This window comes from Gemmatimonadota bacterium (assembly GCA_016714015.1).
Taxonomy (GTDB): Bacteria; Gemmatimonadota; Gemmatimonadetes; order Gemmatimonadales; family Gemmatimonadaceae; genus Pseudogemmatithrix.
On record JADJNZ010000001.1, the window covers coordinates 1,400,793 to 1,423,712 of the forward strand.

General features: G+C 67.2%; 22 protein-coding genes. 6 read left to right on the forward strand and 16 right to left on the reverse strand.

The annotated features are described in order from the left end of the window. Positions 1 to 7 precede the first annotated feature (7 nt). The 11 genes from IPJ78_05995 to IPJ78_06045 form a co-directional block, all read right to left on the reverse strand. Complete coding sequence (locus tag IPJ78_05995; protein MBK7906103.1) at positions 8 to 547, reverse strand: Uma2 family endonuclease; 540 nt, start codon at positions 545 to 547, stop codon at positions 8 to 10. 96 nt (positions 548 to 643) lie between these two features. Beyond that, positions 644 to 3,337 (reverse strand): Uma2 family endonuclease, encoded by a 2,694-nt coding sequence (locus IPJ78_06000; GenBank protein ID MBK7906104.1) that lies wholly within the window; start codon positions 3,335 to 3,337, stop codon positions 644 to 646. A gap of 251 nt (positions 3,338 to 3,588) precedes the next feature. Then, positions 3,589 to 3,819: an AbrB/MazE/SpoVT family DNA-binding domain-containing protein gene (locus IPJ78_06005; GenBank protein MBK7906105.1), complete on the reverse strand. Its 231-nt coding sequence runs from the start codon at positions 3,817 to 3,819 to the stop codon at positions 3,589 to 3,591. A 75-nt stretch (positions 3,820 to 3,894) separates the two neighbouring features. Next, complete coding sequence (locus tag IPJ78_06010) at positions 3,895 to 4,647, reverse strand: hypothetical protein (GenBank protein ID MBK7906106.1); 753 nt, start codon at positions 4,645 to 4,647, stop codon at positions 3,895 to 3,897. Continuing rightward, complete coding sequence (locus IPJ78_06015) at positions 4,640 to 5,386, reverse strand: hypothetical protein (protein ID MBK7906107.1); 747 nt, start codon at positions 5,384 to 5,386, stop codon at positions 4,640 to 4,642. The genes IPJ78_06010 and IPJ78_06015 overlap by 8 nt, the downstream gene beginning before the upstream one ends. A 77-nt stretch (positions 5,387 to 5,463) precedes the next feature. After that, entirely contained in the window at positions 5,464 to 8,925 is a 3,462-nt protein-coding gene (locus tag IPJ78_06020; GenBank protein ID MBK7906108.1) for a PD40 domain-containing protein, read from the reverse strand. Between the two features lie 130 nt (positions 8,926 to 9,055). Next, positions 9,056 to 9,652: a mobile mystery protein B gene (locus IPJ78_06025; protein ID MBK7906109.1), complete on the reverse strand. Its 597-nt coding sequence runs from the start codon at positions 9,650 to 9,652 to the stop codon at positions 9,056 to 9,058. A 16-nt stretch (positions 9,653 to 9,668) separates the two neighbouring features. Continuing rightward, positions 9,669 to 10,106, reverse strand: a complete 438-nt coding sequence (locus IPJ78_06030) for a mobile mystery protein A (protein MBK7906110.1) — start codon at positions 10,104 to 10,106, stop codon at positions 9,669 to 9,671. A gap of 317 nt (positions 10,107 to 10,423) precedes the next feature. Then, positions 10,424 to 10,666: a hypothetical protein gene (locus IPJ78_06035; protein MBK7906111.1), complete on the reverse strand. Its 243-nt coding sequence runs from the start codon at positions 10,664 to 10,666 to the stop codon at positions 10,424 to 10,426. Positions 10,667 to 10,706: 40 nt separating this feature from the next. Beyond that, positions 10,707 to 10,940: a DUF2188 domain-containing protein gene (locus IPJ78_06040; GenBank protein MBK7906112.1), complete on the reverse strand. Its 234-nt coding sequence runs from the start codon at positions 10,938 to 10,940 to the stop codon at positions 10,707 to 10,709. Positions 10,941 to 10,973: 33 nt separating this feature from the next. Continuing rightward, positions 10,974 to 11,687 (reverse strand): hypothetical protein, encoded by a 714-nt coding sequence (locus tag IPJ78_06045; protein MBK7906113.1) that lies wholly within the window; start codon positions 11,685 to 11,687, stop codon positions 10,974 to 10,976. A gap of 848 nt (positions 11,688 to 12,535) precedes the next feature. On the opposite strand from IPJ78_06045, the gene IPJ78_06050 reads away from it, so the two are divergent. From IPJ78_06050 to IPJ78_06060, 3 genes are read left to right on the forward strand one after another with little or no spacing between them, the layout of a single operon-like run. Further along, entirely contained in the window at positions 12,536 to 13,240 is a 705-nt protein-coding gene (locus IPJ78_06050) for an RNA polymerase sigma factor (protein MBK7906114.1), read from the forward strand. Further along, positions 13,233 to 13,712, forward strand: a complete 480-nt coding sequence (locus IPJ78_06055) for a hypothetical protein (protein ID MBK7906115.1) — start codon at positions 13,233 to 13,235, stop codon at positions 13,710 to 13,712. The genes IPJ78_06050 and IPJ78_06055 overlap by 8 nt, the downstream gene beginning before the upstream one ends. A gap of 13 nt (positions 13,713 to 13,725) precedes the next feature. After that, complete coding sequence (locus tag IPJ78_06060) at positions 13,726 to 14,319, forward strand: hypothetical protein (protein MBK7906116.1); 594 nt, start codon at positions 13,726 to 13,728, stop codon at positions 14,317 to 14,319. A gap of 186 nt (positions 14,320 to 14,505) precedes the next feature. On the opposite strand, the gene IPJ78_06065 is transcribed toward IPJ78_06060, so the two are convergent. Continuing rightward, positions 14,506 to 15,198 (reverse strand): hypothetical protein, encoded by a 693-nt coding sequence (locus IPJ78_06065; GenBank protein MBK7906117.1) that lies wholly within the window; start codon positions 15,196 to 15,198, stop codon positions 14,506 to 14,508. 241 nt (positions 15,199 to 15,439) lie between these two features. Here IPJ78_06065 and dcm (IPJ78_06070) point away from each other — a divergent pair, with 241 nt between their 5' ends. From dcm (IPJ78_06070) to IPJ78_06080, 3 genes are all read left to right on the forward strand, one after another. Further along, on the forward strand, positions 15,440 to 16,825 hold the full coding sequence (gene dcm / locus IPJ78_06070) for a DNA (cytosine-5-)-methyltransferase (GenBank protein MBK7906118.1): 1,386 nt from the start codon (positions 15,440 to 15,442) through the stop codon (positions 16,823 to 16,825). A 320-nt stretch (positions 16,826 to 17,145) separates the two neighbouring features. Continuing rightward, a complete protein-coding gene (gene dcm / locus IPJ78_06075; GenBank protein MBK7906119.1) occupies positions 17,146 to 18,450 on the forward strand; it encodes a DNA (cytosine-5-)-methyltransferase in 1,305 nt (434 codons plus the stop codon). A gap of 65 nt (positions 18,451 to 18,515) precedes the next feature. Continuing rightward, positions 18,516 to 18,959, forward strand: coding sequence for a very short patch repair endonuclease (locus tag IPJ78_06080; protein ID MBK7906120.1), 444 nt, complete (start codon positions 18,516 to 18,518; stop codon positions 18,957 to 18,959). Here the strand turns inward: IPJ78_06080 and IPJ78_06085 are convergent. From IPJ78_06085 to IPJ78_06100, 4 genes are all read right to left on the reverse strand, one after another. Beyond that, positions 18,868 to 20,259 (reverse strand): hypothetical protein, encoded by a 1,392-nt coding sequence (locus IPJ78_06085; GenBank protein ID MBK7906121.1) that lies wholly within the window; start codon positions 20,257 to 20,259, stop codon positions 18,868 to 18,870. The genes IPJ78_06080 and IPJ78_06085 overlap by 92 nt on opposite strands. Before the next feature lie 50 nt (positions 20,260 to 20,309). Beyond that, positions 20,310 to 21,116, reverse strand: a complete 807-nt coding sequence (locus tag IPJ78_06090; protein MBK7906122.1) for a DUF3883 domain-containing protein — start codon at positions 21,114 to 21,116, stop codon at positions 20,310 to 20,312. Positions 21,117 to 21,330: 214 nt separating this feature from the next. Continuing rightward, complete coding sequence (locus IPJ78_06095; protein ID MBK7906123.1) at positions 21,331 to 22,011, reverse strand: hypothetical protein; 681 nt, start codon at positions 22,009 to 22,011, stop codon at positions 21,331 to 21,333. Then, positions 22,008 to 22,697 carry a hypothetical protein gene (locus IPJ78_06100; protein MBK7906124.1) on the reverse strand — a complete coding sequence of 230 codons (690 nt, stop codon included), beginning with the start codon at positions 22,695 to 22,697 and terminating at the stop codon, positions 22,008 to 22,010. Before IPJ78_06100 ends, IPJ78_06095 begins: the two co-directional genes overlap by 4 nt. Positions 22,698 to 22,920 lie beyond the last annotated feature (223 nt).

Sequence of the window (22,920 nt, forward strand, 5' to 3'; positions counted from 1 at the left end):
AACCTCTCTAGCGGAACAGATCCTCTATCGGGATCTCCAGCGCCTCATCCACGCCGGCCGGATGCCACCGCAGCGTCCGGCGCTCGATCACCGGCGCCGTCGCGCGCGGGTCCCACACCTCCACCGATCGCGTCTCGGTGTCCACGAGCCAGATCGTCTCGATCCCCTGCGCCTGGTACAGCGACCGCTTCTGGAACCGGTCGAATCGCGCCGTCGCAGGGCTGAGCACCTCGACGACGAGCGACAGCCGTCGGACGCGCGCCCAGTCGCCCGCGTTCGCGTCCTCGGGGGCGATCAGGAAGAGGTCCGGCTGCACGAGAATGTCCGGGCCCCAGGAGAGGTCGGCAGCGACGATGAACATCCGTCCGAGCGCATGTCGCGTGCAGTAGGGCGCGAGCGCATTGTGGAGCGCCATCACGACGACCTGATGCATCCACCGGGGCGCGGGCGTCACCGCGAGCTCCCCATGCACCACCTCGTAGCGATTCCCGTCGGCGGGAAGCGCCCGGACCATGTCGGCCGTCCAGTAGTCGGGGACGAGAGGCATTGCCACAGCGTACGCTCGGCGGAGAGGGGGCGCCGGAGGACCCCGGTGAGGGTCACAGGGGCGCACACACCATATCAACGCCGGAACGCACTTCGCTCAGCCGAACAACTCCGCGATCGTGATCACAACCGGCTCCGCCCCATCCCCCGCATCCCACGTCACGCGTTCCGTCTCCACCACCGGGAAGTGCGCCTCGGGCGTCCACACCTCCACGCGCCGCGCGTCGGGATCCACGAGCCAGAGCGTGCGCACACCCTGCGCCTGATAGAGTCGCCGCTTCTGTTCGCGATCCTGCCGCGCCGTGGAGGGACTCAGCACCTCCGCAACGAGCACCAGCGTGCGCATCTGCGTCCACTCCATCGTGGCGGACTGCGCGGCGGGCACGACGAAGACGTCGGGCTGCACGAGCGTGTCGGGGCCCCACGAGATGTCGGCAGGACTCAGCCAGACCCGGTAGCGTCCGGAGCGCCGGCAGGCCGACGAGAGCGCGAGGTGCAGCGCACCCACGGCCGCCTGATGCACGGCCCGCGGCGCCGGCGTCACGAGCAACTCCCCGTGCACCAGTTCGTACCGCCTGCCGTCGTCCGGCAGCGCACGGACCATATCGGCGGTCCAGGATCGAGAAGCGCTCGGCATGACCACAGCGTACGCTCGGCGGCGAGGGGGGCGCAAGGGGACACCAGGCCACGCTACGCCAGTGCCGCACACACGCGAGCGCGCCGTCGCGAACCACCACGAGCGCACGCTGCATCGCACGGTTGCGTCCGCCTCTTGGGGGGGCGCGGCCGCCGCCCGGCCCGGCGCCGGCGGGGGGCGGGGGGGGGGGGGGGGGGGGGGGGGGGGGGGGGGGGGGGGGGGGTTGAGGGGGAGTCTCAGCTGAACTAACTCCCCCCCGCCCCCCCCGCCCCCCGAACTCCCCCCACTCGAACTCCCGCCCCCGCTCGAACTCGAACTCGGACTCGGCACCGACGACGCCATCCCTCCCACCGCCGCCGCGAACGACGCGCTCGATCCGCCACCCGAGAACCCGCCGCCACCGCCGAACCCCGTCCACCCCGAGCCGCTCGACGACGACCCGCGCGACGCACCCGCGGCGATCATCCCCGCATCCGTCACGTGCTCACCACCGAACGCCTTGAACCACTTGTCCGCCTGGCGCCCGAGCCCGAACGCGATCACGTACGGGAACCACGCATCCTGCAGCGCCGGCTGCGGCTTCTGCAGCTCCCGACGGAAGAACTCCCGCGCCCCGAACAACCGCTTCCGCTGCGCGATCCGCTCCGGCGACTGCCGCGACGCGGCGACGTTCCCGAGCGAGTTCGCGAGCCCGATGCACCAGAGCACCAGGCCGCTCAGCGTCACCGCGCCCTGCGGATCGACCGGCGAGAGCAGCAGCACGAACGCGATCACGCCGAACACCGCCGCGAGCGCCCCCGTGAAGAAGAGCAGCGCGACCCGCAGGCTCCCGAGCGACTTCTGCACGACGAGCGCGAAGATGCCGACGAAGAGATAGCCGGGGACCGACGCGCCGAGCATCGTGAACGCGAGCGGCCCGTCGGACCCTTCGATGCCCACGCCGATCAGCGTGACCACCAACCCCGCGAGCAACAGCAGCAGCGACGGCCGCCGCGACGGCTTGCTCCCGCCCGGCGCCACCGCCCCGACCATCGTCTCCAGCTGCGTGCGGATGGTGCTCGCCGGATCGAACCCGGTCTTCTTGTAGCGCTCCTTCACCTGCGACGTGCTCGTCGTCTTCTCGTGCGGCAGGAAGAGCCCGTCGATGAGCGCGCGCTCGTGCTTGGTCAGTTCGGCGCGCGGCACCTCGAGCGTGAGATGCAGCTCCTGCTGCGTGAAGAACATGACCTTCGTCGTCTCCACCTTGTTGGAGAGCTTCCCCTCCTGCACCAGTCGCGCGAGCACCGCCGCCACCTCGGCCTCCGCGGTGTGGTCATCCCACATCGCGCCCGCCACTTCGGGGAGCATGCCGGTGAGATGCGCACCGAGCCACGCCGCATCGATCGTGTCCGGATCCGGCGTCGGCGCGAAGCGCCCGAGCGCGCGCTCGCGCGCGATGAGCCGGAGCAGGATCGCGACGATCGCGGCCGCGAGGATCCACGCGAGGAGCTGTCGCGTCGCGTCATCGGCGCCGAATCGGACGTTCGCCGGACGCGCCGCGCCGCGATACCGCAGCGGGATGGTGACGAGATACCCGGTCCCCGGCTCGAGCGCGATGTCCTTCCACCGCCCCGTGAACCCGTCGGGCACGACCCACGCCGAGTCGAGCGTCAACGTGAGGTCGAACCGCTCGATCGGCCCTTCGCGATCGACCATCGCGAAGCTGTGGTCGAGCGTGAAGCTGCCGTCCGACGCCGGGAGCAGGATGCGATCATAGACCGCGTCGATCACCCACGTGATCACCGTGTCGTTGAACGGCGGATCGGTGGGCAGCCGCGCGCGCCAGCGGAGCGTGCGGTCGTTGTTGACCCAGGCGTAGTCGTCCACCGCCTCGAGGTCGTCGTTCTCCCGCAGCGCGTGCGGCACCCCCGCCGCGTCCACGCGCGTGAGGCTCCGCAGCGCGAGCGTCTGGTCGAGCCGGATGTTGAACGTCCGCTCGGCGCCGTTCCAGTCGCCCGAGAGGCGGATCGACTGCGATTCGCGGACCGTCAGCGCGCCGGTGGAGTCGAGGTGCGCGGTGACGGAGACGCTGGGCCACGAGAGCGAACGGTCCTGTGCCACCGCGGCGCAGGGGAGCAGCAGCACCAGCGCGAGTGCGCGGAGGTGGGGCGTCATGAGGTGGATCCTCCCGATGGGATCGATGCGGCGATGTCGCGCCACGGTACGCACTGGACTTGGCCTCGACCAGCTGGACCTCGAGACCGGTCACCTCGCGGTGGCGGAAGAGGCGCGTTGCGCTTGAGCGCCTCCGCGGGCGATCACGACCGCACGATGAAGCCGCGTTCACCGATTGTCAATTCGATTGCCAATCCGTGAAAACACCTGCTAAATCTCATTGTGACAACGGATTAGGCAGCGCGACTCGCTCAACTCGTCTCATCGCGCCTCGCCCACGCCACGGCGTCGTCGAGATCGGCGTTGGTGACACCTCGTTCGACGAATCTTGCGCGCACCGCGTCCGCGCGGTGCAGACGTACCGGCGTGAGGATCAGCTGCCCGTTCCGGCTCTCCACGTCGAAGTACTCGGGCGTGCCGAGCTCCTCGGTCACGTCCTTCGGGAGCGTGAGCTGGTTCATCGAGGTGATTCTGACAAGCATACTCGGCGCCGGAGTGAGGATTCCGTACCCTAAGGCGACGGCATGTCGGACGCAATCGCGCACCCTGCGTGCAGGTCAAGGGTCGCCGGAACGGATCATCTCGCTGATCTCCTGCATCGCGCCGACGATCTCGACCCGAGCGACCGCGACTGCGCGGCCATCCCGTTCCGCGAGACGCCTGGCGGCGTGGTCCACGATGATGTCAGCCGGCGCCACGAGCCGTTCGACCGCGCGGTCGGCGATGCGTCGACCGTGCGGAACGCCGACGAGCATGGCGAGATCGCGCTCGAGCTGCTGCAGGACGTCCGGACCCGCGTGGATGAGATCCCGCAAATAGAGCAGGTCCTTGGCGCGCTTGTCGTCGTTCGGTGTCCGGTCCAACGGGATCTGTCGCGCGCTGAAGGTCAGCGCCTTGCCGATCGCCCATGCGCCGAGCGTCGGCACGCGCACCGTCCACTGATCCTCGTCCGACCGGACCACGAGTTCGCACGTGAACGCAGAGAGCACCTCCGCATCATCGATGAGGATCGCACCGAGATAGCCCTGCATGTCCACTTGTCGCGGCGAGTCCGACATCGCCGGGCCCGGTCGCGCCATCAGGAACTCGACGACGGTGGTCTCGGTGTCCGCCGAGACCCAGTCGGCGGGGAAGGTTCCTGGCCGTGCGGGGGGGCCCGCGAGGCCGCGAGCCGTCGTTCGGGCTGGGGTGGTGCGCCATGTGGCCGTGCCATGGCGCCGATGCAGTTCCGGCACCCATCCGCCGATGATGACGATGTCCGGCAGGTACGGTGCGAGCACGCGAAGGATGTCCCGCAGATCCTCAGTCATGGTCGCGATGGCCTGCGTCACTCGAAGCGCTCGCCGCCTCGAACCGCTGCAGGATCGGCCGCCACAGCTGCTCGGCCGTCTCGCGACCGCGGTCCGCGTGATGCCAGAGGTCGAGGATCAACTGGAGGTCGCTCACGACCGGCGGATGCGTGGCGTCCGCGAAGGACTGTCCGTGCCAGACAGAGGTCCGGTACGTCGGCCGCATGATCACGAGTGAGCCGGTCCTGTCCGCGGGCCAACCCTCCCGTTCGGCGAGGTCACGGATCTCGTCGAGGTGATCGCACTCCATATAGAGATGGATGCGCTCGGTCGGCGCATACTGGATGCGCTGCCATGCACCCGCGAGGAGCGTGAGCGCCCATCGACGCTTGCCGGCGATGCGCGCCAGTCGTGCGAGCGTCCGTGCCGTATTCGGCGAGGGGACCGCGAAGTGGAGCGCCGCGTTCCGTGTCCACTTGTACGCGGTGGTCCACTCGTCGAGCAGTGCCTGCGGTCGGACGAGCCACACGACCAGTTGACGGCCGCGCGGGCGGGTCGCGACGATGCCGCTGGCTTCGAGCTGCCGGACGACATCCGAACTGAGCATCGGGGCGACCCCCGCCGTCTCCGCGAGACCGCGGACATTCCAGGCGGTCCCGGGATTCGCGAGCAGCGTGCGGCACACCAGCGAGGCCCTGTCCGCGAATGGGTCGCGGAGCGGCCGTCCCTGGGCGGTCAGCGTCCGTCGGAAGGTGGACATGACGGCAATATGTTTGCTATTCCGCAAACAGTCAACAAATAGCAAACATACGGGTCACCCGGGGCGCTGCCCCCGGCTCACCGCCGGCCCTCCACCGGCTCCTCGCTCCACCACCACTGCCGCGGCAACGCCCGCACCCGCGGCCACACCTCATCCAGCGTGTTCCCCTCGTACAACCGCCCGTTCTTCATCACGTACCGGATGGAGTTCGTGTTGCGGATGTCCGCCAGCGGGTTCCGGTCGAGCACCTGCAGGTCCGCCAGCTTCCCCACCTCGATCGACCCCAGGTCGCGCGCCATGCCGATCGCGTCGGCACCATGCAGCGTCGCCGCGCGCAGCGCCTCGAAGGTCGTCATCCCGCCCGACTGCATCATCCAGAGCTCCCAGTGCACGCCGAGCCCTTGCAGCTCGCCATGCGATCCGAGCCCCACCCGTCCCCCCGCCCGTACGAACTTCGCCAACTGCTCGGCGAGTCCCCGGTAGATGTACTGGTCGGCGCGGTTCCAGCTGAGCGTCCGCCACGAGTCGAGCTCGTCGTGCGGCGTGAAGCGGCGGAGCTTGGGGTCCTTGTCGATGTCGTACTGCGAGAGATAGTAGTCGCGGCCGATCGGACCGCCGTACCCCACCATCAGCGTCGGCGTGTAGGTGATGCCGCTCGCCGTGAGCAGCTCCACCACGTCCTTGTACAGCGGGAAGATCGGCATCGCGTGCTCGAGCCCCGGATACCCGTCCTGCATGAGCGTCAGGTTCATCGTGAGGTTGGAGCCACCCTCGGTGGTGGCCGTGAGCCCCAGCTCCCGCGCCGCCATGATCACCCACTGCCGCACCTTCCGGTCGCCCACGAGGTACTGCTTGATCGTCTTCGTGTTGTAGTGGTCGGAGTACCGCCGGAGGACGTCCCGCGCTTCCTCCAGGCTCTTGATGTTGTCGTTCGAGAAGATGCCCGGGCCGGTGGAGAAGAGGCGCGGACTGATGAGCGCCCCCGTCTCGGCGAGGTCGGTGTAGGTGAGGATGTCCGTCGCCGAGGTCTGCGGGTCGCGCTGCGTGGTCACGCCGTACGCGAGGTTGGCGAGGAGCTGCGACACCTGGTCGCGATGCACGCCCCACCCGAACCAGTTGTGCGCGTGGATGTCCACGTAGCCGGGGATGATCGTCTTCCCGCTCACGTCGATCACGCGCGCGCCCGCCGGGATGCGCACCGCGCCGCGCGCGCCGACGCCGGCGATCCGGTTGTCGGTCACCACCACGTCGCCGTTCTCGATCACCTGCTGGCCCCGCATCGTGACGATGCGCGCGCCGCGGAGCACGACCGTCCCCTTCGGGCGGTCCTTCGCGGCGGTGATCGTCACGTCGAACCGCGCCGCCTGGAACGCCGGCCCCGCGCGCTGCGTGGTGTCACGCGTGCCGCCCGCCGCCGTGACCGAATCCGCGCGCACGGTCGAGTCGCGGATGGCCGACTCGGCCGCCCGCACATCGTACTGGAAGTAGCTGCGGCCGATGGAATAGAAGGCCGTGTTGCCGTCGGCCGACCAGCCGATGAAGTCCCCGCCCACGCGCGTGAGCCGCGCCGTCGGCACCCCTGCGCCCGACACCGCCACCGCCGGCGCCTGGCCCACCACCGGCGGCACCGTGATGAGGAAGACGTTCTCGTTCGCCACCACCAGCGCATGCGTCCCGTCGGGCGAGAGCAGCACCTCGTCCGGCGACGGCGGGGGCGGCGGCGTCGCGCCCGGCGGGAGCGGATTGGCCGGCGGCGGCGGACCCGCGACGCGCACGACCACCTTCCGGTCGGTGCCGTCGAAGCGCATCGACACCAGCCCTTCGTTGTCCGCCCAGACGTAGAGCCGCGCGGGGTCGGGCCCGATGTGCGGCACGTTGCGCCCCTGCTGCGACTGTCCACCACCCGCCCACGCGATGCGCGTCGCCTCGCCCCCCTCGGCGGGGAGCCAGACGTACTCCAGCTCGCCGTTGGCGATGTTGCCGAAGTCCTCGAACTGCCGCATGCGGCTGAAGCGCGAGCCGCGCACCGCCATCAGCCGCATGCCGTCCCGCGTGTACGCGATCTTGTCATAGTAGGCGGCCTGCCGAGTGAGGCGCTCCGGTGGAACCTGGCCATCGACGCGGACGCGGTAGATGTTGCCACCCGCGGTATCGGTCCACGTCACGTACGCGAGGTAGTTGCCGTCGGGCGACCAGACCGGCGCGTGCTCCACCATGCCGCCGGCCGTGAGCCGGCGCGCATTGCGCACCTGGCGCGTGGCCGTGTCCCCCGCCGCCGGCGCCGGGCCCAGCTCGCCGACGTAGAGCATGTCGAGCGCCGTGAAGGCGACGAGCCGCCCATCGGGCGACGGCCGCGCGCCGCGGATCTGCGTGACCACCAGCGTGGTGTCGTTGATGGGATACTCGAACTTGGCGAGCGCCCCCATGCGCTGATCGACCTGCGCGGTGAACGGGATCGCCGTCACCGTCCCCGACGGCACCTCCACGCGCCAGATCTTCCCGCCGTAGCTCGTGATGAGCGCCTTGGAGTCCGGCGTGAACGCCGACGCGGGATAGAGGTCGCGATCGTTGACGCCGCCGCCCTGCGAGTTGTCGCGCTGCACGTCCATGACGAGCCAGCGCTCCTCGCCGGTGGCGAGGTCGCGCAGCTTGAGCGCCTCGCGCGCGTCGTAGCGCGTGGCATAGACGAGCCACTTCCCGTCGGGACTCGCGACCGGCCGGAAGGCGCCGAAGGTCTCATGCGAGCGGACGAGCGTGCGTCCGCTCTCGCGATCGAACTGCCCGATCTGGTACTGCCCGATGCGTCGCGCGTTGCTGCGCGCCGCCTGCTCCTCGGCCTCCTCGCGCGCCGAGGTGGCGGTGTGGAGCTCGACCCCCGAGGCGAGCGTGGTGGGCACGTTGCCGCTCACGTTCACCCAGAGGTAGCGCGGGTCCCCACTCGGCGCGGCGCCGTAGTGCGACGCCGGCGTCCCCGCCGCGCCGGCCGCCCCCTCGGGGCGGAGTCCGGTGAGCTGGACGCCCGATCCGCCGTCCACGTTGTACATCCAGAGCTGCCCCGTGCGCGCGGCGATGACGTACTGGCCGTCGGCGGACCAGATGGGGGAGGAGAAGTTGATGCGCTCGCTCCGCGTGATGATGCGGGGCGCCGAGCCGTCGGCGTTGGCGATCCAGACGTTCTTGGAGCCGTTGCGATCGCTGACGAAGGCGATGCGCTTGCCGTCGGGGGAGAAGCGGGGCTGCTGGTCCCAGCCGGTGCCGCTGGTGATGCGGGTGGCCTGCCCGCCTGCTATCGGGAGCGTGTAGAGGTCGCCGAGGATGTCGAAGACGATGGTCTTCGCGTCGGGGGCGATGTCGAGGGAGATCCAGCTCGCCTCGTCGGTGGTGAAGGAGAGCGGGCGCGGGGTGGGGAGGGGGAGGGCGCGGGTGCGGGCGGCGGCTTTGACGGCGCTGTCGTGTTGGGCGGCGGACTGGGCGGCGAGCGGCGCGGCGATGGAGAGCGCGAGGGCGAGGGGCGCGACGAGCAGGCGCGAGAGCTTCATGCGGGCGGTCTCCGGAGGCGCGGTGGTCTCAGCCGCGGTACGCGGCGTCCTTCGAACGGTTGCCGAAGGTACGGCGAGCGACTCGGAGTGCGCCAGCAGGGTCCGCGATTCGCGCGCGGACCCGAGTCGGTCAGGAGCGGACGAAGTCGAGCAATGGCGCGTACTCGCCACCATCCGCGCGTCTCAACGCCTCGATGTAGCGCTGGCGGTTCGCGACGTGATCGCCGCCGCCGAGCGCACCCCACGTGAACGGTGGTCGCCTCCACCTGCGGAGCAACAGGTCGGCCGCGAACCGACTGTGCCTTCCGTTGCCGTTCGGCCATGGGTGGATGCGCACGAGTTCATGATGGAATCTCGCGGCGACGTCATCGACCGCAGTCCGGTCCTCACCGATCATGGCGTACCGCATCGCGGTGTTCGCGAGGAGGTCCCGCACGAGTCGGGGCACCTCGGCCCAGTGGTAGGGCGAGATGTTCTTGTCCGATCGGCGGAACTCACCGGCCCATGCCCACGTCTGGCCGAACATGCGTCGGTGGAGTTCCACCAGCGTATCGAGCTCGAGCACATCGAGCGGCCGTCCCGCGATCCACGCAGTCGCGATCTCGATGTTCTTCGCTTCCCACTGATTCAGCTCGGCGCGAGTGGTGAGGTGCGTCGGGATGAGTCCCTCGAGCTCGGACTCGGCGAGCGGGGTGTTCCCGTCGCTCGCGTGATCGTCCGCCAGCACGTCGCGTGGCACGGAATCAGTCCCACAGCCTGCGCGCGCGCTCGGTGAGCCAGCGGTCGATGGCTCGTTCTTCGTCGAGAACGGCGTCGACCCCTTCGCCCTGTGCTTCGAGGCGCATGGTGTGGATGAGTCGATCGCGCTCTTCGTGTGCCTTGCGCACCGCCTGCCGACGCATCGTGGACTCGAGCGACCCGCGGGGGACGAACACGATCTTGAGTTCACACTCCAGGGCGTCGGCCGCTTCCCGGAGCTTGGCGACGGAGATCGTTTCCTTCGTCTCGCGCTGCTCCAGGTCGAGGACGGACTGCGGCGAGATCCCGAGCCGGGATCCGAGTTGTGCCATGGTCATGCCGAGCGCTTCGCGGATGGTGCGTATCCAGCCCGCGCCGGGCGCGTCGAGCGCCGTCAGCTCGCTCAGCCGCGCGTCCAGTTGGCGCCGGAGAAGTCCGACCATCTCCGATGACTTTCGGGTTGTCCGATGGCGATTCATTCGATTAAAGACTTATGAAAGTCATTCGGTCATCTGTCTACAATCTGATAATTACGTCCTGTGTGTCAAGTCATAGACTGACTAATCGCCGACAAGTAACGCGAGATCTCTAGAAGCAACGATATAAGATGATGTTTTGCAACCAGTTACACGTGCGGAACGACGATCATGTAAGCATCCAGGCGCGCCCATTCACCCAGACTCCGAACGGGCCCGAACGACAAAGCGGCCAGCGGCACCCACGCCGCTGACCGCCCCGTCATCCGTTCCCTGGATCCCTTCTACCTCCGCCGCCCCATCTCCGGCGGATCACTCATCGCCGCCAGCAGCGCTCCGCACGCCGTGATCACCGGCGGCAACGTCTCCGCCAGCCGCGGCACCACCTCGCTCAGCGCCACCAGGAGCGCATTCGCCGGATGCACCGTCGCCAGCGCACCCACCATCGCGATCGCCGCGCCGATCAGCGCCTGCGCCCCCTTCGGCTTCCCGTCCATCGCGCCCGTCCTGCTCCTCGTCTCCGGCATCCGTCCTCCTATTGAAGTAGTGGGGTGGACCCGCGCGTCGTCACCGCCCGTCCTTGGGCGGACACGGATCCGCACCGTACGAGTTCTTCTCCCCGATCCGCCCATCCATCCGGTGGATCGTGTGCTCCACCCGCCGCGCACGCGCGGCGGCGCGGCCCGCCGCGACTGCGACCACCTTCGTCCGGTGCCGCGACAGCACCTTCCCATCCGACTGGTTCACCCAGCCTCGGCCGGTCGCCGCCGGCGTCGTGTGCACTCCGCCTCCTCTCTGCATTGCACGCTCTCCTGTGTGATCGGTGAGCCGCGACTACGCGGCCTGCGGCAGCGCCGGCGTCTCCGCCACCGGCGTCTCGTCCGACTCGACGCGACTCCCCGCGCCGCCCGGCGTCTTCTGCACCCGCTTCGCACTCCGCCAGGCCGCCAGCACCCCCGGGTCGCGGCGGTACGACGCGCGCACGATCGCATCCAGGCGCTCCACCGCCCGGCGCCCGCGCACCAACTGCACCGGCAGCAGGCTCCGCGCCGCCTTGTGCGCCCCCACCTGCGTCGTGTGCCCACCCGTCAGCCGCTCCAGCTCGTTCCGCGCGTTCGCGAACTGCTCGAGGAAGTCCGCCGGCAGCCCGTTCGCGACGAACAGCACCTCGTGCGGACGCGCGGCCTCCAGCATGCCGTCGCACACCGTCACCGCCTTCGACGGGTTCAGCGGGAGCGCCGGCATGCGCAGCCCCGCCGGCAGCCCCACGTCCGACTGCGCCTCGATCTGCGCGCGCGCGATCGTCACGATCGGGCGGATGTGCTCGTCCACCAGCAGCCGCAGCTGGTCCGCCTGGCGTCGCTTCTCCGCGCGACCCACCTCGCGCCCACGGTACTCCATGCTCGCGAGCGACCGCACCTTCTCGAGCACGTCGTCCAGCATCGCCAACGCGCTCGTGTAACTGAGCGTCCCCTTCGCCGGATGCTCCTCGGCGAACCCGCGCACCCGCTGGTACGACTCCACCACCTGCTGCTGTCGCTTTTCCATCGTGCCCTCCCTCCTCATGGATGTGAATGGACGCACTCGACCCCCCGGGTACCCGCCCATGTGCGTCCGTCAGGGGCGGCGGGACAGTGAAGAGCCTCGCAGGCGTCTGAACTCGTCCGGGAGCGGACTTCGGCCGACTCGCCGCTCCCGGAACGAGCCCCGTCGCGGGCTCGACTCGCCCTGCCGCGTCCGCGGCGCACCACGCCGGACGCTCGACCGTGCCGGGAGCCTCCTGAGCCGACCCCCTCGGTCGCTCGAGCTCCCTCGTCGCCGACTCCGGGCGCCCCGTCGCGCCCTCGTGCCGTCCCGTCGCTCGCTCGAAGCGACTCGTCGCGTCCTCGATCGACCTCGCGGCTCGCTCGACGGGATCCGTCGCTCGCTCGAAGCCACTCGGCGCGCGCTCGTCCTCCCCCGCCGCGTCCGCGTCCCTGCTCGCCGCTCCCGCGATCGGTCCCGTCGCGAACTCGGGCTCCCCCGTCGGTCCCTCGACTCACCTCGTCGGTCGCGGGAGTCGTCCGGCAACGCCCGCGTTCGACCCTGCAGCGCTCTCGTTGAGTCCGGTAGCACGCACGATCGACCTGCCTGCCTTCCGGTGCTCTCCAGCGGCACTACTCTCGCGACTGGCGGCGACCTGCTTCAGATTCGCCGCTGCGGCATTGGCTCCGTCGACGGTGGACTCACGCGCGATCGGCTGATTGATCCTTCTACTAGGATATCTCTCGAGAGGGCCAATTCGGGTGAATGCCAGAATGGCGAATTGTTACCCGCCAAACTGGCATTCACCCGAATTGCCCTTCTCGCGAGATATCTAGGTAGAGGGACACGCTCCGACATCAACCCAGCCCGCCATGCGACTCGCGGAAATCAAACGAATCCTCACACGGCCCATCGGCCCCGGACACGCGGTGGCGACCGTGGGCGCCACGGGGGTCGCGGTACCAGGTGCCATGCCCGGTGCATCGCCGATGGTCTGGGAGGGGGAGTTCCTCCACGAACGGCAGCGGGAGTTCGGCAGCATCTATGAGAGGCTCTACGACCGCCTCGTCCATCACGCGATGCGATTCGTCGGGCGGGTGGAAGCCGAGGACGCGGTGCACGACGCGATGTTCTCGCTCTGGCAGCGGTGGGCGACGCTCCCGCCCGAGCAGCGCACCGACGCGTACATCTTCGCGGCCGTCAAGCTGAGGGCGCGCACGATCCGGAACCAGAACCGCCGCACCGTCGAGCTCGACGAGGCCGACGACGTGCTCGACGATCAGGCCGTCGCCTTGTTCGAGGCCGGCAGGCGCTACGCCGACATCGCCGACGCGCTCGACAGCGTGATCCGCAGCATGTCCGCCCGCCGCCGCGAGGTGATCCTGTTCGTGTACGAGGAACAGTTCACGTATGAAGAGGCCGCCGAGGCGATGGGCATCAGCTTCAACAGCGTCAAGACGCACCTGCGCCTCGCGATCGCGGATCTCCGCGCCGCCTACGACCGCGCCGGGTTCCGCATCGAACACCACGACATTCCCCGACTTTCCGCACCCAAAGGAGACCAGACCGATGCGTGAATCAGCCGACACCACCCGCGACGAGCCGCGCGGGGAGATGGACGACCTGGAGCTGCTGACCCGGATGCTCAACGGCCAGCTCGATGCGGCACGCGTCGCCATCGTGCGCAAGCGTCTCGAGGACGACCCCGCCTTCCGCGACTTCGCGGCCCCGCTCCTCCTCACCTGGAGCGTGCCGCCGCACCGCGAGCGCTTCCCGCTCCCCGAAGGAGCGTGGGAGCACGCCTGGGAGCGCCTGCAGCAGCGCATCCGCATCGAGATCCCCGCCACGCCGCCGGCACCGGCTCCCAAGCGCAGCCGCATCGGACGGCTCTTCGAGATCAGCTTCTGGTCCGTGATGATCTACGTCGTCATCCTGTCGCTCGGCGCGGTCCTGTGGTACGACCTGATCAAGCCCAACTGGTTCCCCGACCCTACGGACGGCTACGTGGCGCCGAGCGGCGTGGTCGCGCCGCCTACTTCACCGCGCTGAGAGGACCACGCGCATGTCACGCCTGACGGTCTTGCCCTCGCCGCTCATCCCGCACCGCGCGCCGCATCGGGTGCCACTCAGCCCAGCATTGCTCGTCGCCGCCGCCAACGCCTTCATCGGCGTGAGCGAGCAGGGCGGGGACAACCGCGGGCAGATGGTGGAGCACTTCCTCCGCAGCGTGTCCCTGCCGCCGGGTCAGCCCTGGTGCGCCGCGTTCGTGTACCACGTGGGCCACTGGGCGCACTACGATCACCTCACGCGGCGGTCGAGCTGGCCGCTGCCGGCCACGGGGAGCTGCGAGGCGCTCGCGCGGGCGGCGCGCGCGAACGGCGTGCTGCGCGACGAGCCGTACGTGGGGGACGTCTTCCTGCTCTACAGCCGGACGCGGCGGCGGTTCATCCACACCGGGATCGTGGTCGGCGTGGAGGACGAGGAGCGGGTGCACGAGCGGGACGTGCACGTGTGCGTGACGGTGGAGGGGAACACCAATGACGATGGGTCGAGCAACGGGCACACGACGTTGCGGAAGGTGCGGACGTTCCGGGAGGTGGAGGGGCACCGGTTCGTGCGGTGGGCGGAGATGGTGAGGAGGGCGGTGGCGGCGTGAGGGGGCCCCCCCCTGGCGCCCCCGGGGCGAGTCAGGATGGCCCCACACACATAGCCCGTTCCAGCCCCCCCAGTCCCGGAGCGACTCACGGCGCACTACGCCTATTTGATGCCCTTCACATCAAGACCGATAAGCCATATTGGAAACCTCAAGAACCGCTTCCTTCGTAGCAGTTCTTCTCTGGTCTCACTGAAGTTCACGATGCCCGAACTGAGGAAGTGTCTGCAGTTGGCCTGTTGGTACGACGTAAACGAAGAGGTCGAGGGCAACCGCGTCGAGTGCCGCCATCGCCTCAAACAGATCGTTGCCCAGATTCGCCCAGTTCGCCCACTGGATTTCGCCGAGAATGATCGGCGAGGTGCGCTCTTCACGAACCGGCACGCCGGGCGGCGTGTGGTAGACCGCATGCTCCGGCGCGAGCTCGTGAATACCGAGGCTCCTCCGCGTTCTTAAGTGCCAACGGACATCGCCATCGTGAAACCGCATCGGACCTTGGCACAGATTGCGATAGCAGGTGGTGTTGTAGTCTTCGTCTATATACGCGAAGTCGAACCCGCCTGTCGCGCCATCTGAAACGAAGTAGCCACCGCGATCCTGACACTCGAAACGCATTCCCATCGTGTCAGCAGATTTCAGCGCGTCTCTAACCGATACATTCAACTTCTTTCCATCGAGGCCACGGCGACTCCCCCCTTTCTCCTTCCGGATTGTAGCGGAAATCCGAACTTCGCGTGAGAACGCAGCGCGAATCACTCTGATCTGTTCTGGGAACGTCTTCGCGACTACCTTTGCGTTATAGTGGAAGTGTTCCGAGTCTGCCCCGATGAAGAACTTCGCCTTTGTCTTCGACTTCCATGCGGCCTGCTCTCCCTTCGTCATTGTCCACTCCCGGAAGTTGAGACGGAAGCTGACTCGTTCAGCGACAATACTCAACATGCAGAGAATCGGCGGTACTGCGACGCCTCGCGCCCCGCTGACCCGAGGGACTTAGACGGACTGAGGAAGCGAGAGCGAGGATGCCTGTAAGTGACCCCCGAACTTCCCGAATCTTCGGTCTTTCATCGGGCGCCTCTGGGCCTTAGATTCACGGGTCGAACTCACGAAAGAGCGGAGTGGCCTGATGCCGGGAAAGCAAAGCAGAACGATACGAGTGGCGGAGCTCTTCGCCGGCGTTGGCGGATTCAGGCGCGGCCTAGAGGCGGCATCGACGAGCTTCGAGACGGTGTTCAGCAGTCAATGGGAGCCGCCCGGTACGACGACGAAACAGTTCGCGTCTCGGTGCTACTCCCGCGAGGATCGTTTCGGGGCCGAGGGTCACGCAAACGACGACATCGCGCGTGTCCTCACCGCGGTCGAGGATGGTGTCCGCAATCTCGGACGGGTCGATCTTCTCGTTGGCGGCTTTCCATGCCAGGACTATTCTGTGGCCAAGCCGCTCAATCAGTCGGCGGGGCTCGAGGGCAAGAAGGGTGTGCTTTGGTGGCAGATCCACCGCATGCTTCGTCTGCTCGCCAGTAGTGGTCAGGCTCCCGAATGGGTGTTCTTGGAGAATGTCGATCGACTGTTGAAGTCGCCTGCGAACCAGCGTGGCCGTGACTTCGCCATCATGCTCGCGAGCCTCAGCGATCTCGGTTACGACATCGAGTGGCGCGTCATCAACGCTGCCGACTATGGATTCCCGCAGCGACGCCGCCGTGTCTTCATTCTCGGTCGTCGTCGCCAGCGGAAAGACGTTGACGGAACGACTCGAGTGTTGCGTGATGGCATTCTGGCGCGAGCGTTCCCGATCGAACGGAGCGACGCTGGCGAACATCTGGAGGGGCCGCACTTCAGATTGATCGGTGACCTCGATGTGATCACGCGTGACTTCGGCCACGGTGTTGTTCGCTCGCAGTTCCTGAATGCGGGATTCGTGAACGGTCGGAAGGTGTGGACCTTTGGAGTTGAGCCTGACTATGAGGGTCCATTCGTTACTCTTGGTGAAATCCTCCTCGCCGACTCCGAAGTGGACGAGTCGCTCATCATCGACCCGGCGAGTGTTCCGAAGTGGGAGTACCTGAAGGGGTCAAAGAATGAACCGCGCACCCACAGGTCGAGCGGTACGAGCTATCACTACACCGAAGGTGCGCTCCCATTCCCCGATCCTCTAGATCGACCGGCGCGCACGATCCTCACATCCGAAGGCGGTACGTCCCCGTCGCGTTCGAAGCATGTAGTGCTGATGGCGGATGGTCGGCGCCGACGACTCGCTCCAGTCGAACTCGAACGACTGAACGGGTTCCCCGACGGCTGGACGGATACGGGCATGAGCGACAACCAACGCGCGTTCTGTATGGGTAATGCGCTGGTCGTCGGACTGGTGGAACGCGTTGCACGCGTGATCGCGAAAGAGGCAGGCCTTCCGCTGGAGCCAGCGAAGCCGGAGCCCGCGAAGGCGAAGCCCGCGAAGGCGAAGCCCGCGAAGGCGAAGTCAGCGAAGGTTAAGTCCGCGAAGTCCAATCGCTAGCGTGCCGCGCAAGGGCGGAAGCTTTGGGCTAGCAGCCCCGCCGTTGCCCGTAGCATGCGCACCAATCGACCTTCAGGTAGCGCGCCCGAGCGGGATCTGACGAGCGCGCTGCGTCACGCTGGAATCTGTGGGTAGCGGCTCAACTGGTACTTCCGGTCGCTCGGCCATCGCGTATCCTGCACGCAGGGCGCGGTCTTCGTCCACTTCTGCTTCTGGCATCGATGACCGAGATCCGGTCTCTCCTTGGGCAGGCCGTCCGCACCACACTCTCCATGCAATGATGACATCGCATCGGAATCAAGGCCAGGATTTGTATCCGCATGAATGAGCTCGCAGTCGCCGATCTGTTCGCCGGTGTCGGCGGCTTCCGAATCGGTCTCGAAGCTGCATCCGAGGGCTTTCTGACCGTATTCAGCAGCCAGTGGGAACAACCCGGTGCACCATCGACGCAGTTCGCCTCGAGATGCTATTCGGATCCGGAGCGCTTCGGTGCCTTCGGCCACACCAACGCGGACATAGTCCGCGCTTTGGACGACGTCCGTGATGGAAAGCTAGAGATTGGACGAATCGACCTGCTCGTTGGTGGATTCCCGCACCAAGACCTCTCGGTCGCGAAGCCGGTGAACCAATCCGCAGGCCTGGCGGGCAAGAAGGGAGTCCTCTGGTGGCAGATCCACCGGATGCTCCGACTCTGGGCGCGCCTCGATTCACCGCCGGAGTGGGTCTTCCTCGAGAACGTCGATCGCCTGCTGAAGTCGCCGGCGAATCAGCGCGGCCGCGACTTCGCGATCATGCTCGCGAGCCTGAGTGACCTCGGGTACGACATCGAGTGGCGCGTAGTTAACGCGGCGGACTATGGCTTTCCGCAGCGTCGTCGTAGCGTGTTCATCCTTGGTCGCCGCCGGAAGCGGAAGGATGTCGACGGAACGACCCGTGTACTTCGGGACGGGATCCTCGCACGCGCTTTCCCGATCGAAGAGCAAGATGCGGGAGAGCACCTCGAGGGCCCACACTTCACGCTGAACGGTGATCTGGAGGTCATCACCCGCGAGTTCGGTCATGGAGTCGTGCGGTCGCAGTTCCTGAACGCAGGGTTCGTGAACGGCAGGAAGGTGTGGACTTTCCGGGTCGGGCCGGAGTACGACGGGCCAAGCATGACCTTGGGTGATATCCTTCTGAACGACTCCGAGGTGGACGAATCGCTCGTCATCGACCCGGCGAGTCTTGCGGAGTGGCATCACCTCAAGGGGGCGAAGCTTGAGTTCCGCACGCATACGGAGAGTGGTAGGAGCTACAATCACTCCGAAGGTGCCCTTCCATTCCCCGACCATCTCGATCGGCCGGCGCGCAAAATCCTTTCCTCCGAGGGCGGTACGTCCCCGTCGCGCTCGAAGCATGTAGTGCAGATGGCGGATGGCCGATTCCGGCGGCTCGCTCCGGTCGAACTCGAACGTCTGAACGGGTTCCCCGACGGCTGGACGGATACGGGCATGAGCGATAACCAACGCGCGTTCTGCATGGGAAATGCGCTGGTCGTCGGACTGGTGGAACGCGTCGCGCGCGTGATCGCGAAAGAGGCAGGCCTTCCTCTGAAGCGGTCCAAACCAGCGAAGTCGAAGCGTTAGCGTACCGAGCAATGGCGGAAGACCGGCGGAATCCGAAGGCCAGCAGCCCCGCCGTTGCTCGCAGCATGCGCGCCAATCGAGCCTCTGGTAGCGAGCCTGAGCGGAATCTGTCGAGAGCGCTATGGCACGCTGGATTCCGCGGGTACCGGCTCAACTGGGCTGATGCACCAGGTCGCCCCGACATCGCGTACCCTGGGCGTCGGATCGCGGTCTTCGTCCACGGATGCTTCTGGCACCGTTGCCCGGCCTGCGCCCTTGCGTTGCCGCGTGCGAACAGGGATTTCTGGAAGCGGAAGTTCGCTGCGAATAGGTCGCGGGACCGAAGAAAGCGGCGCCTCCTCGAGGCCGAGGGATGGCGGGTGTTCGAGATATGGGAGTGCTGGATCAGGGAGAATCCCGGCCGAGTTCCTGGTCAGGTCACACGCGCGCTCCGATCACGCCCTCGATCCCCCGATTCTTCCTCACGATTACCTCGACGAACCCTGGGTTCAGCCAGAACGACTTCTTGACCACAGGACCGACGACGGGTGCGTCGTCCGTGTCCATAGCGTCTCGCCCCTTCGGTCGGACGTGGATGTAATCCGTCTTCGAGTAACCCGGGAGATGCTCCGCCTCACCCGCTCGGATGCGCTCGACGAAGTCCGTCCATTCGCTCTCGATCCCTCGAAGCTCATCAGCCGAGGGCGACCAGAAGAAGGCTCGGCCCCACACGGCCTGCGCGAGCGGCGTGGACCGCTGCGCGCGAATCAGTGGAATGATGAGCAGGCGCTGCAGTCTCACCAGAAGATCCGAGTCTTCCCAGTCCTCGTGAACGAGTTCCTGATACCGGAACGCGGGGAAGGACATCGCTTCGTATGGTCGGCCGGCTGCCGACAGGGGAACGGTCTTCACCTCGATTCCGTGCTGCTCGAACTCCCGGATGCGGGCTCTATCGTCCAGAACGCCGATTGCGCGCCGGACGATCGTCGCGGCGCCGGATTTTGCGCGACTTGTCGTGAGTCCAAGTAAGCGCGCGATGCTCTCGATCGAGTGGCCGTTGAATCGCTCCAGCTGCTGGAGCACGACGCTTTCGAAGTCATCGATCGGCTTGAGGCCGAGTGCCTCGTGTAGCGATATGCTCGCAGTGTCCTGCGGGCGGCGGATGTCGGAGAGGATCCACGTGGTCAGGGCCGGCTTCAAGGCCCAAGCACGTGGCTTCGCGCCAACGCCGGCGTTGAACGGCTGCTTCACTAGCCGTCCACCGCCCGCCCCTTTGGTGGCAGCGCCGAGAACGCGACCGTCTCCCTCGGAGATGAGATGTGCACCTCCCTGCGAGACCTTGTCCTTCACTGCCGTCCAGTCACGCCGCAGTTGCGGCAGAAGCTCCTCCCCCGGAGTCCAGAGAACGCACTCCGTGATCACGAACTCCAGCGCATCAACGTCGTCCTGATGCACATAGAAGACGAAGAGGATCTTCTCGAGCTTCTTCTTGACCGTTGCAGTCGCCCAGGTCTCACCGGGCAGCTGCATGTAGTCGATCATCGTGACGTTCGTGCGCTCCTTCGAGCGGAGTTCCGATCCGCGCTCGCGCATCGGCACCACCTTCAGCTCGATGCCCGCGCCCTCGAAATCCGGACGCTGTGCGTTGTTGCGGACGATTCCGAAGATGCGCTCGACGTACTGGCCCACGCGCCCCTTGTCGTCGGCGCTACCTTCACGGAGGGAACCTGATGCCGGAAGCAACTCGCAGATCTTCCGGCCTTTGAGTCGCGCAGCAAAGGCGGTGATCTCAGCTGCGCTGGCAGTGTGTGGGTCGAATCCGTATTCCACTCAGACCTCGCGTGCCGATCGCGGCAGAAGGTGCGCGCTCGCATGTCGCATCAGGCGACCGACGCTCGGAACTGAACTGCATCGAGCACGCAGGTCTTGCGCAAGGCACCGGGAAGCACGAACAACTTCGGGCCGTCCCTGAACTTGAACACGCGGTAGAGGTTGAAGACAGCCGCCTGCTCCTCGGACACTTCGACTTCGCGCTTGCTGGCGAAGAACGGAGTGAATGCTCCGAATCCGGTCGTCTTCACTTCGATGAGCCGATCGCGGCCGTCGACTTCGAAGGAACGGATGTCGTATCCCAGGCCGTCGCCCTTCGAGCGCGACACGTGTTCGATGCGATCCGCCAGACGACGATGTCCCGCCTCGGATAGGCGCCGGTACTCGACCTCGAGTGCGAACGTCTCACCTGCGGCCCCGAGGGAGGAGTTGCGAGCTTCTCGCTCGAGATAGTTCATGCCGCGTATCGGAGCGCGCGACGTGCGGGCGCGCTCGTAGAGGCCTGGCGCGATGTGCTTGCGAATGGGGGCCGCGACGAGGATGTCGGAAAGAGCCCGCTTAGTTGCAGCAGCATCGAGGGAAGTCTCGACGGAAGCTTCGACGACGAGCTGCGCCGTCTGCGCGATACGCTCGTGTCGAACAAGGTGCGCCTCTACTTCTTCCTTCAGCAGTTCCTGGTAGTTCCCGCGAGGCTTGTAGCCGTCGAGATAGGGGAAGCCGAGTTCGATCAGGATGGCGCTGATGTTCGCGTGCTTGAACTCGATGGCGCCCGGTGACCTTCCGTTGAGCAGGGTCTGCAGGAGCCGGTTGTGCGCCGCCTTACTGTAGGCTTCCCCGCGCAGCTCGTTCTCGAGCATGACGAAGTAGTCGGCCACGGTCGCGGCGACCTCTTCGGCGGACCAGTGCTCAGCCACGATCGGAGTTGGGTTCGAGAAGGGCGGGGCGGATCCATCGAACGATTGGAAGCTACGCCGCGGGTCTGACGGCGACCAGCGGCGGGACTCTCCGCGCCCTCAGCTCGGTGCCCGAGGTGGCAGCGAGTGCCCCGTCAGCCCAACGCTACGATGGGCATCAATAGACCCCCTCCCTGAACCGCAACGGCACCCGATTCTCCACCGCGATCGCATTCGCCTCCTCGATCCCGATCCTCAACTCCGCCGCGTAGTAACTGCTCCCCGGACACTCCCCCTCGACGATCACCACGCCGAGCAGCTCCACCACGTTCGCGTCGATCTCGTCCCGGAACATCCGCAGCGCGGCCTCCTGCCCCGTCGCGTACTGGAAGATGTAGTCCCCCTCGCATCCCCAGTCGGGTGGCTCGGCGAGCCACTGCAGCATGTGCTCGCGCAGCTCGCTGAAGTGCCGGCCGCACCGCGAGAGGCACCAATCCTCGGCGCACTCGTACTGCGCGGCGCGGTCCGTCGCCTCCTCTGCGAAGTCGTTCCACTGCCATTCGATCTGCTCCATCATCGGCGGGTTACGTCGCGCCGCAGAACACAGCGCCGCCGCCGTGCGGATCTCATTCGGACTCAGGTCGTAGCATTCGAATCGCGTATTCGGCTCCTCGCCCGCGCCCAGCCAGATCGCCCCGCTGGGCTGCACGTCGAGCCAGAGCGGCTCCCGCTCGATCTCTCGCCAGACCTCCTCCGTCGGATCGATCTCCCCGGGCGAGAGCGCCGCGAGCCCCTTCGGCAGGCACGCGACGGACGCGAGCAGTTGCAGGAACCGCCGCCGATCGAGTGTGAACGTCATGCGTCGTCCTCCACTTCCTCGTAGTCATCGCCCCGTTTGCTCGCGTCCCACGCCTCCAGCCTCAGCGCGTAGTACACCCCGAGCTCCGTATACACGTCCGACTCCAGCGACGCGAATCCGATATCACCCTCAGCCCCATACACGATGCACGCCTCCACGAACGGCAGCGTAGGCGGCTGCTCCCCGACCATCCGCACGTTGTCGATGAACTCCACCAGCTGCCCGAGCGTGAGCGGCCGCTTCACCCTGGAATGCACCGAGCGGAACTCCGACTCGTACTCGTCCACCAACCGCAGCAGCACCGTCCCGGCGCGCGTCCGCCGCGCGCGGATGCTCATCACGTCGCCCATTGTGGACTTGAGCACGATCCGCGCGATCTCCACCTCGCCGCGCGGGTAGCCGGGCAGGTACTCGCCGCCCATCCACGACGGATGCATGCGCCCGAGGAAGCGGCGCGTCTCGTCGCTCACCTCGTCCGCGACCAGCGCGTCGTCGATCTCGCCGAGGATCGCCGGCGCGTCGCCCGAGATGAAGTCGCGCACCATCTCGCGACGCAACTGTCCCTTGATGTTCTGCGTGATCGCCGCGGCGGGGTCGGCGGCGTCCCAGTAACTCGCGGGACGGAAGTCGAGGTCGATGCCATCGATCGGCTGCGCGCGGAACTGCACCGGGGGCCTGCTGGCCATGCGGATACCCTTTCGAGAGAGGTTCGCGCCCGCTCGCACGTGGTCCCGGACTCGGAGTCCGGCCGACATTGCCACCGTCTCGGCGCAGAGGTGCGCAGGGCGACGGTCTGGCGCGCGGGTCGCAGGGTCGGATCCCTCGCCGCGCTCTTCACGTTGGCCGCCGGGGCGCCGGCGGCCGGTCTTCCGTTGTCTGTTGCTCCCTCAATCTACGCGCGGGGTCTGA

What these genes read in the sequence shown, in the direction of transcription:
- dcm (MBK7906118.1), top strand. Translation starts at nt 15,440, where the DNA reads ATGCCGGGAAAGCAAAGCAGAACGATACGAGTGGCGGAGCTCTTCGCC.
- IPJ78_06000 (MBK7906104.1), bottom strand. Translation starts at nt 3,337, where the DNA reads ATGACGCCCCACCTCCGCGCACTCGCGCTGGTGCTGCTGCTCCCCTGC.
- IPJ78_06020 (MBK7906108.1), bottom strand. Translation starts at nt 8,925, where the DNA reads ATGAAGCTCTCGCGCCTGCTCGTCGCGCCCCTCGCCCTCGCGCTCTCC.
- IPJ78_06100 (MBK7906124.1), bottom strand. Translation starts at nt 22,697, where the DNA reads ATGGCCAGCAGGCCCCCGGTGCAGTTCCGCGCGCAGCCGATCGATGGC.
- IPJ78_06010 (MBK7906106.1), bottom strand. Translation starts at nt 4,647, where the DNA reads ATGACTGAGGATCTGCGGGACATCCTTCGCGTGCTCGCACCGTACCTG.
- IPJ78_06035 (MBK7906111.1), bottom strand. Translation starts at nt 10,666, where the DNA reads ATGCCGGAGACGAGGAGCAGGACGGGCGCGATGGACGGGAAGCCGAAG.
- IPJ78_05995 (MBK7906103.1), bottom strand. Translation starts at nt 547, where the DNA reads ATGCCTCTCGTCCCCGACTACTGGACGGCCGACATGGTCCGGGCGCTT.
- IPJ78_06040 (MBK7906112.1), bottom strand. Translation starts at nt 10,940, where the DNA reads ATGCAGAGAGGAGGCGGAGTGCACACGACGCCGGCGGCGACCGGCCGA.
- IPJ78_06060 (MBK7906116.1), top strand. Translation starts at nt 13,726, where the DNA reads ATGTCACGCCTGACGGTCTTGCCCTCGCCGCTCATCCCGCACCGCGCG.
- IPJ78_06090 (MBK7906122.1), bottom strand. Translation starts at nt 21,116, where the DNA reads ATGCTCGAGAACGAGCTGCGCGGGGAAGCCTACAGTAAGGCGGCGCAC.
- IPJ78_06055 (MBK7906115.1), top strand. Translation starts at nt 13,233, where the DNA reads ATGCGTGAATCAGCCGACACCACCCGCGACGAGCCGCGCGGGGAGATG.
- dcm (MBK7906119.1), top strand. Translation starts at nt 17,146, where the DNA reads ATGAATGAGCTCGCAGTCGCCGATCTGTTCGCCGGTGTCGGCGGCTTC.
- IPJ78_06080 (MBK7906120.1), top strand. Translation starts at nt 18,516, where the DNA reads ATGCGCGCCAATCGAGCCTCTGGTAGCGAGCCTGAGCGGAATCTGTCG.
- IPJ78_06050 (MBK7906114.1), top strand. Translation starts at nt 12,536, where the DNA reads ATGCGACTCGCGGAAATCAAACGAATCCTCACACGGCCCATCGGCCCC.
- IPJ78_06045 (MBK7906113.1), bottom strand. Translation starts at nt 11,687, where the DNA reads ATGGAAAAGCGACAGCAGCAGGTGGTGGAGTCGTACCAGCGGGTGCGC.
- IPJ78_06065 (MBK7906117.1), bottom strand. Translation starts at nt 15,198, where the DNA reads ATGACGAAGGGAGAGCAGGCCGCATGGAAGTCGAAGACAAAGGCGAAG.
- IPJ78_06005 (MBK7906105.1), bottom strand. Translation starts at nt 3,819, where the DNA reads ATGCTTGTCAGAATCACCTCGATGAACCAGCTCACGCTCCCGAAGGAC.
- IPJ78_06095 (MBK7906123.1), bottom strand. Translation starts at nt 22,011, where the DNA reads ATGACGTTCACACTCGATCGGCGGCGGTTCCTGCAACTGCTCGCGTCC.
- IPJ78_06015 (MBK7906107.1), bottom strand. Translation starts at nt 5,386, where the DNA reads ATGTCCACCTTCCGACGGACGCTGACCGCCCAGGGACGGCCGCTCCGC.
- IPJ78_06030 (MBK7906110.1), bottom strand. Translation starts at nt 10,106, where the DNA reads ATGGTCGGACTTCTCCGGCGCCAACTGGACGCGCGGCTGAGCGAGCTG.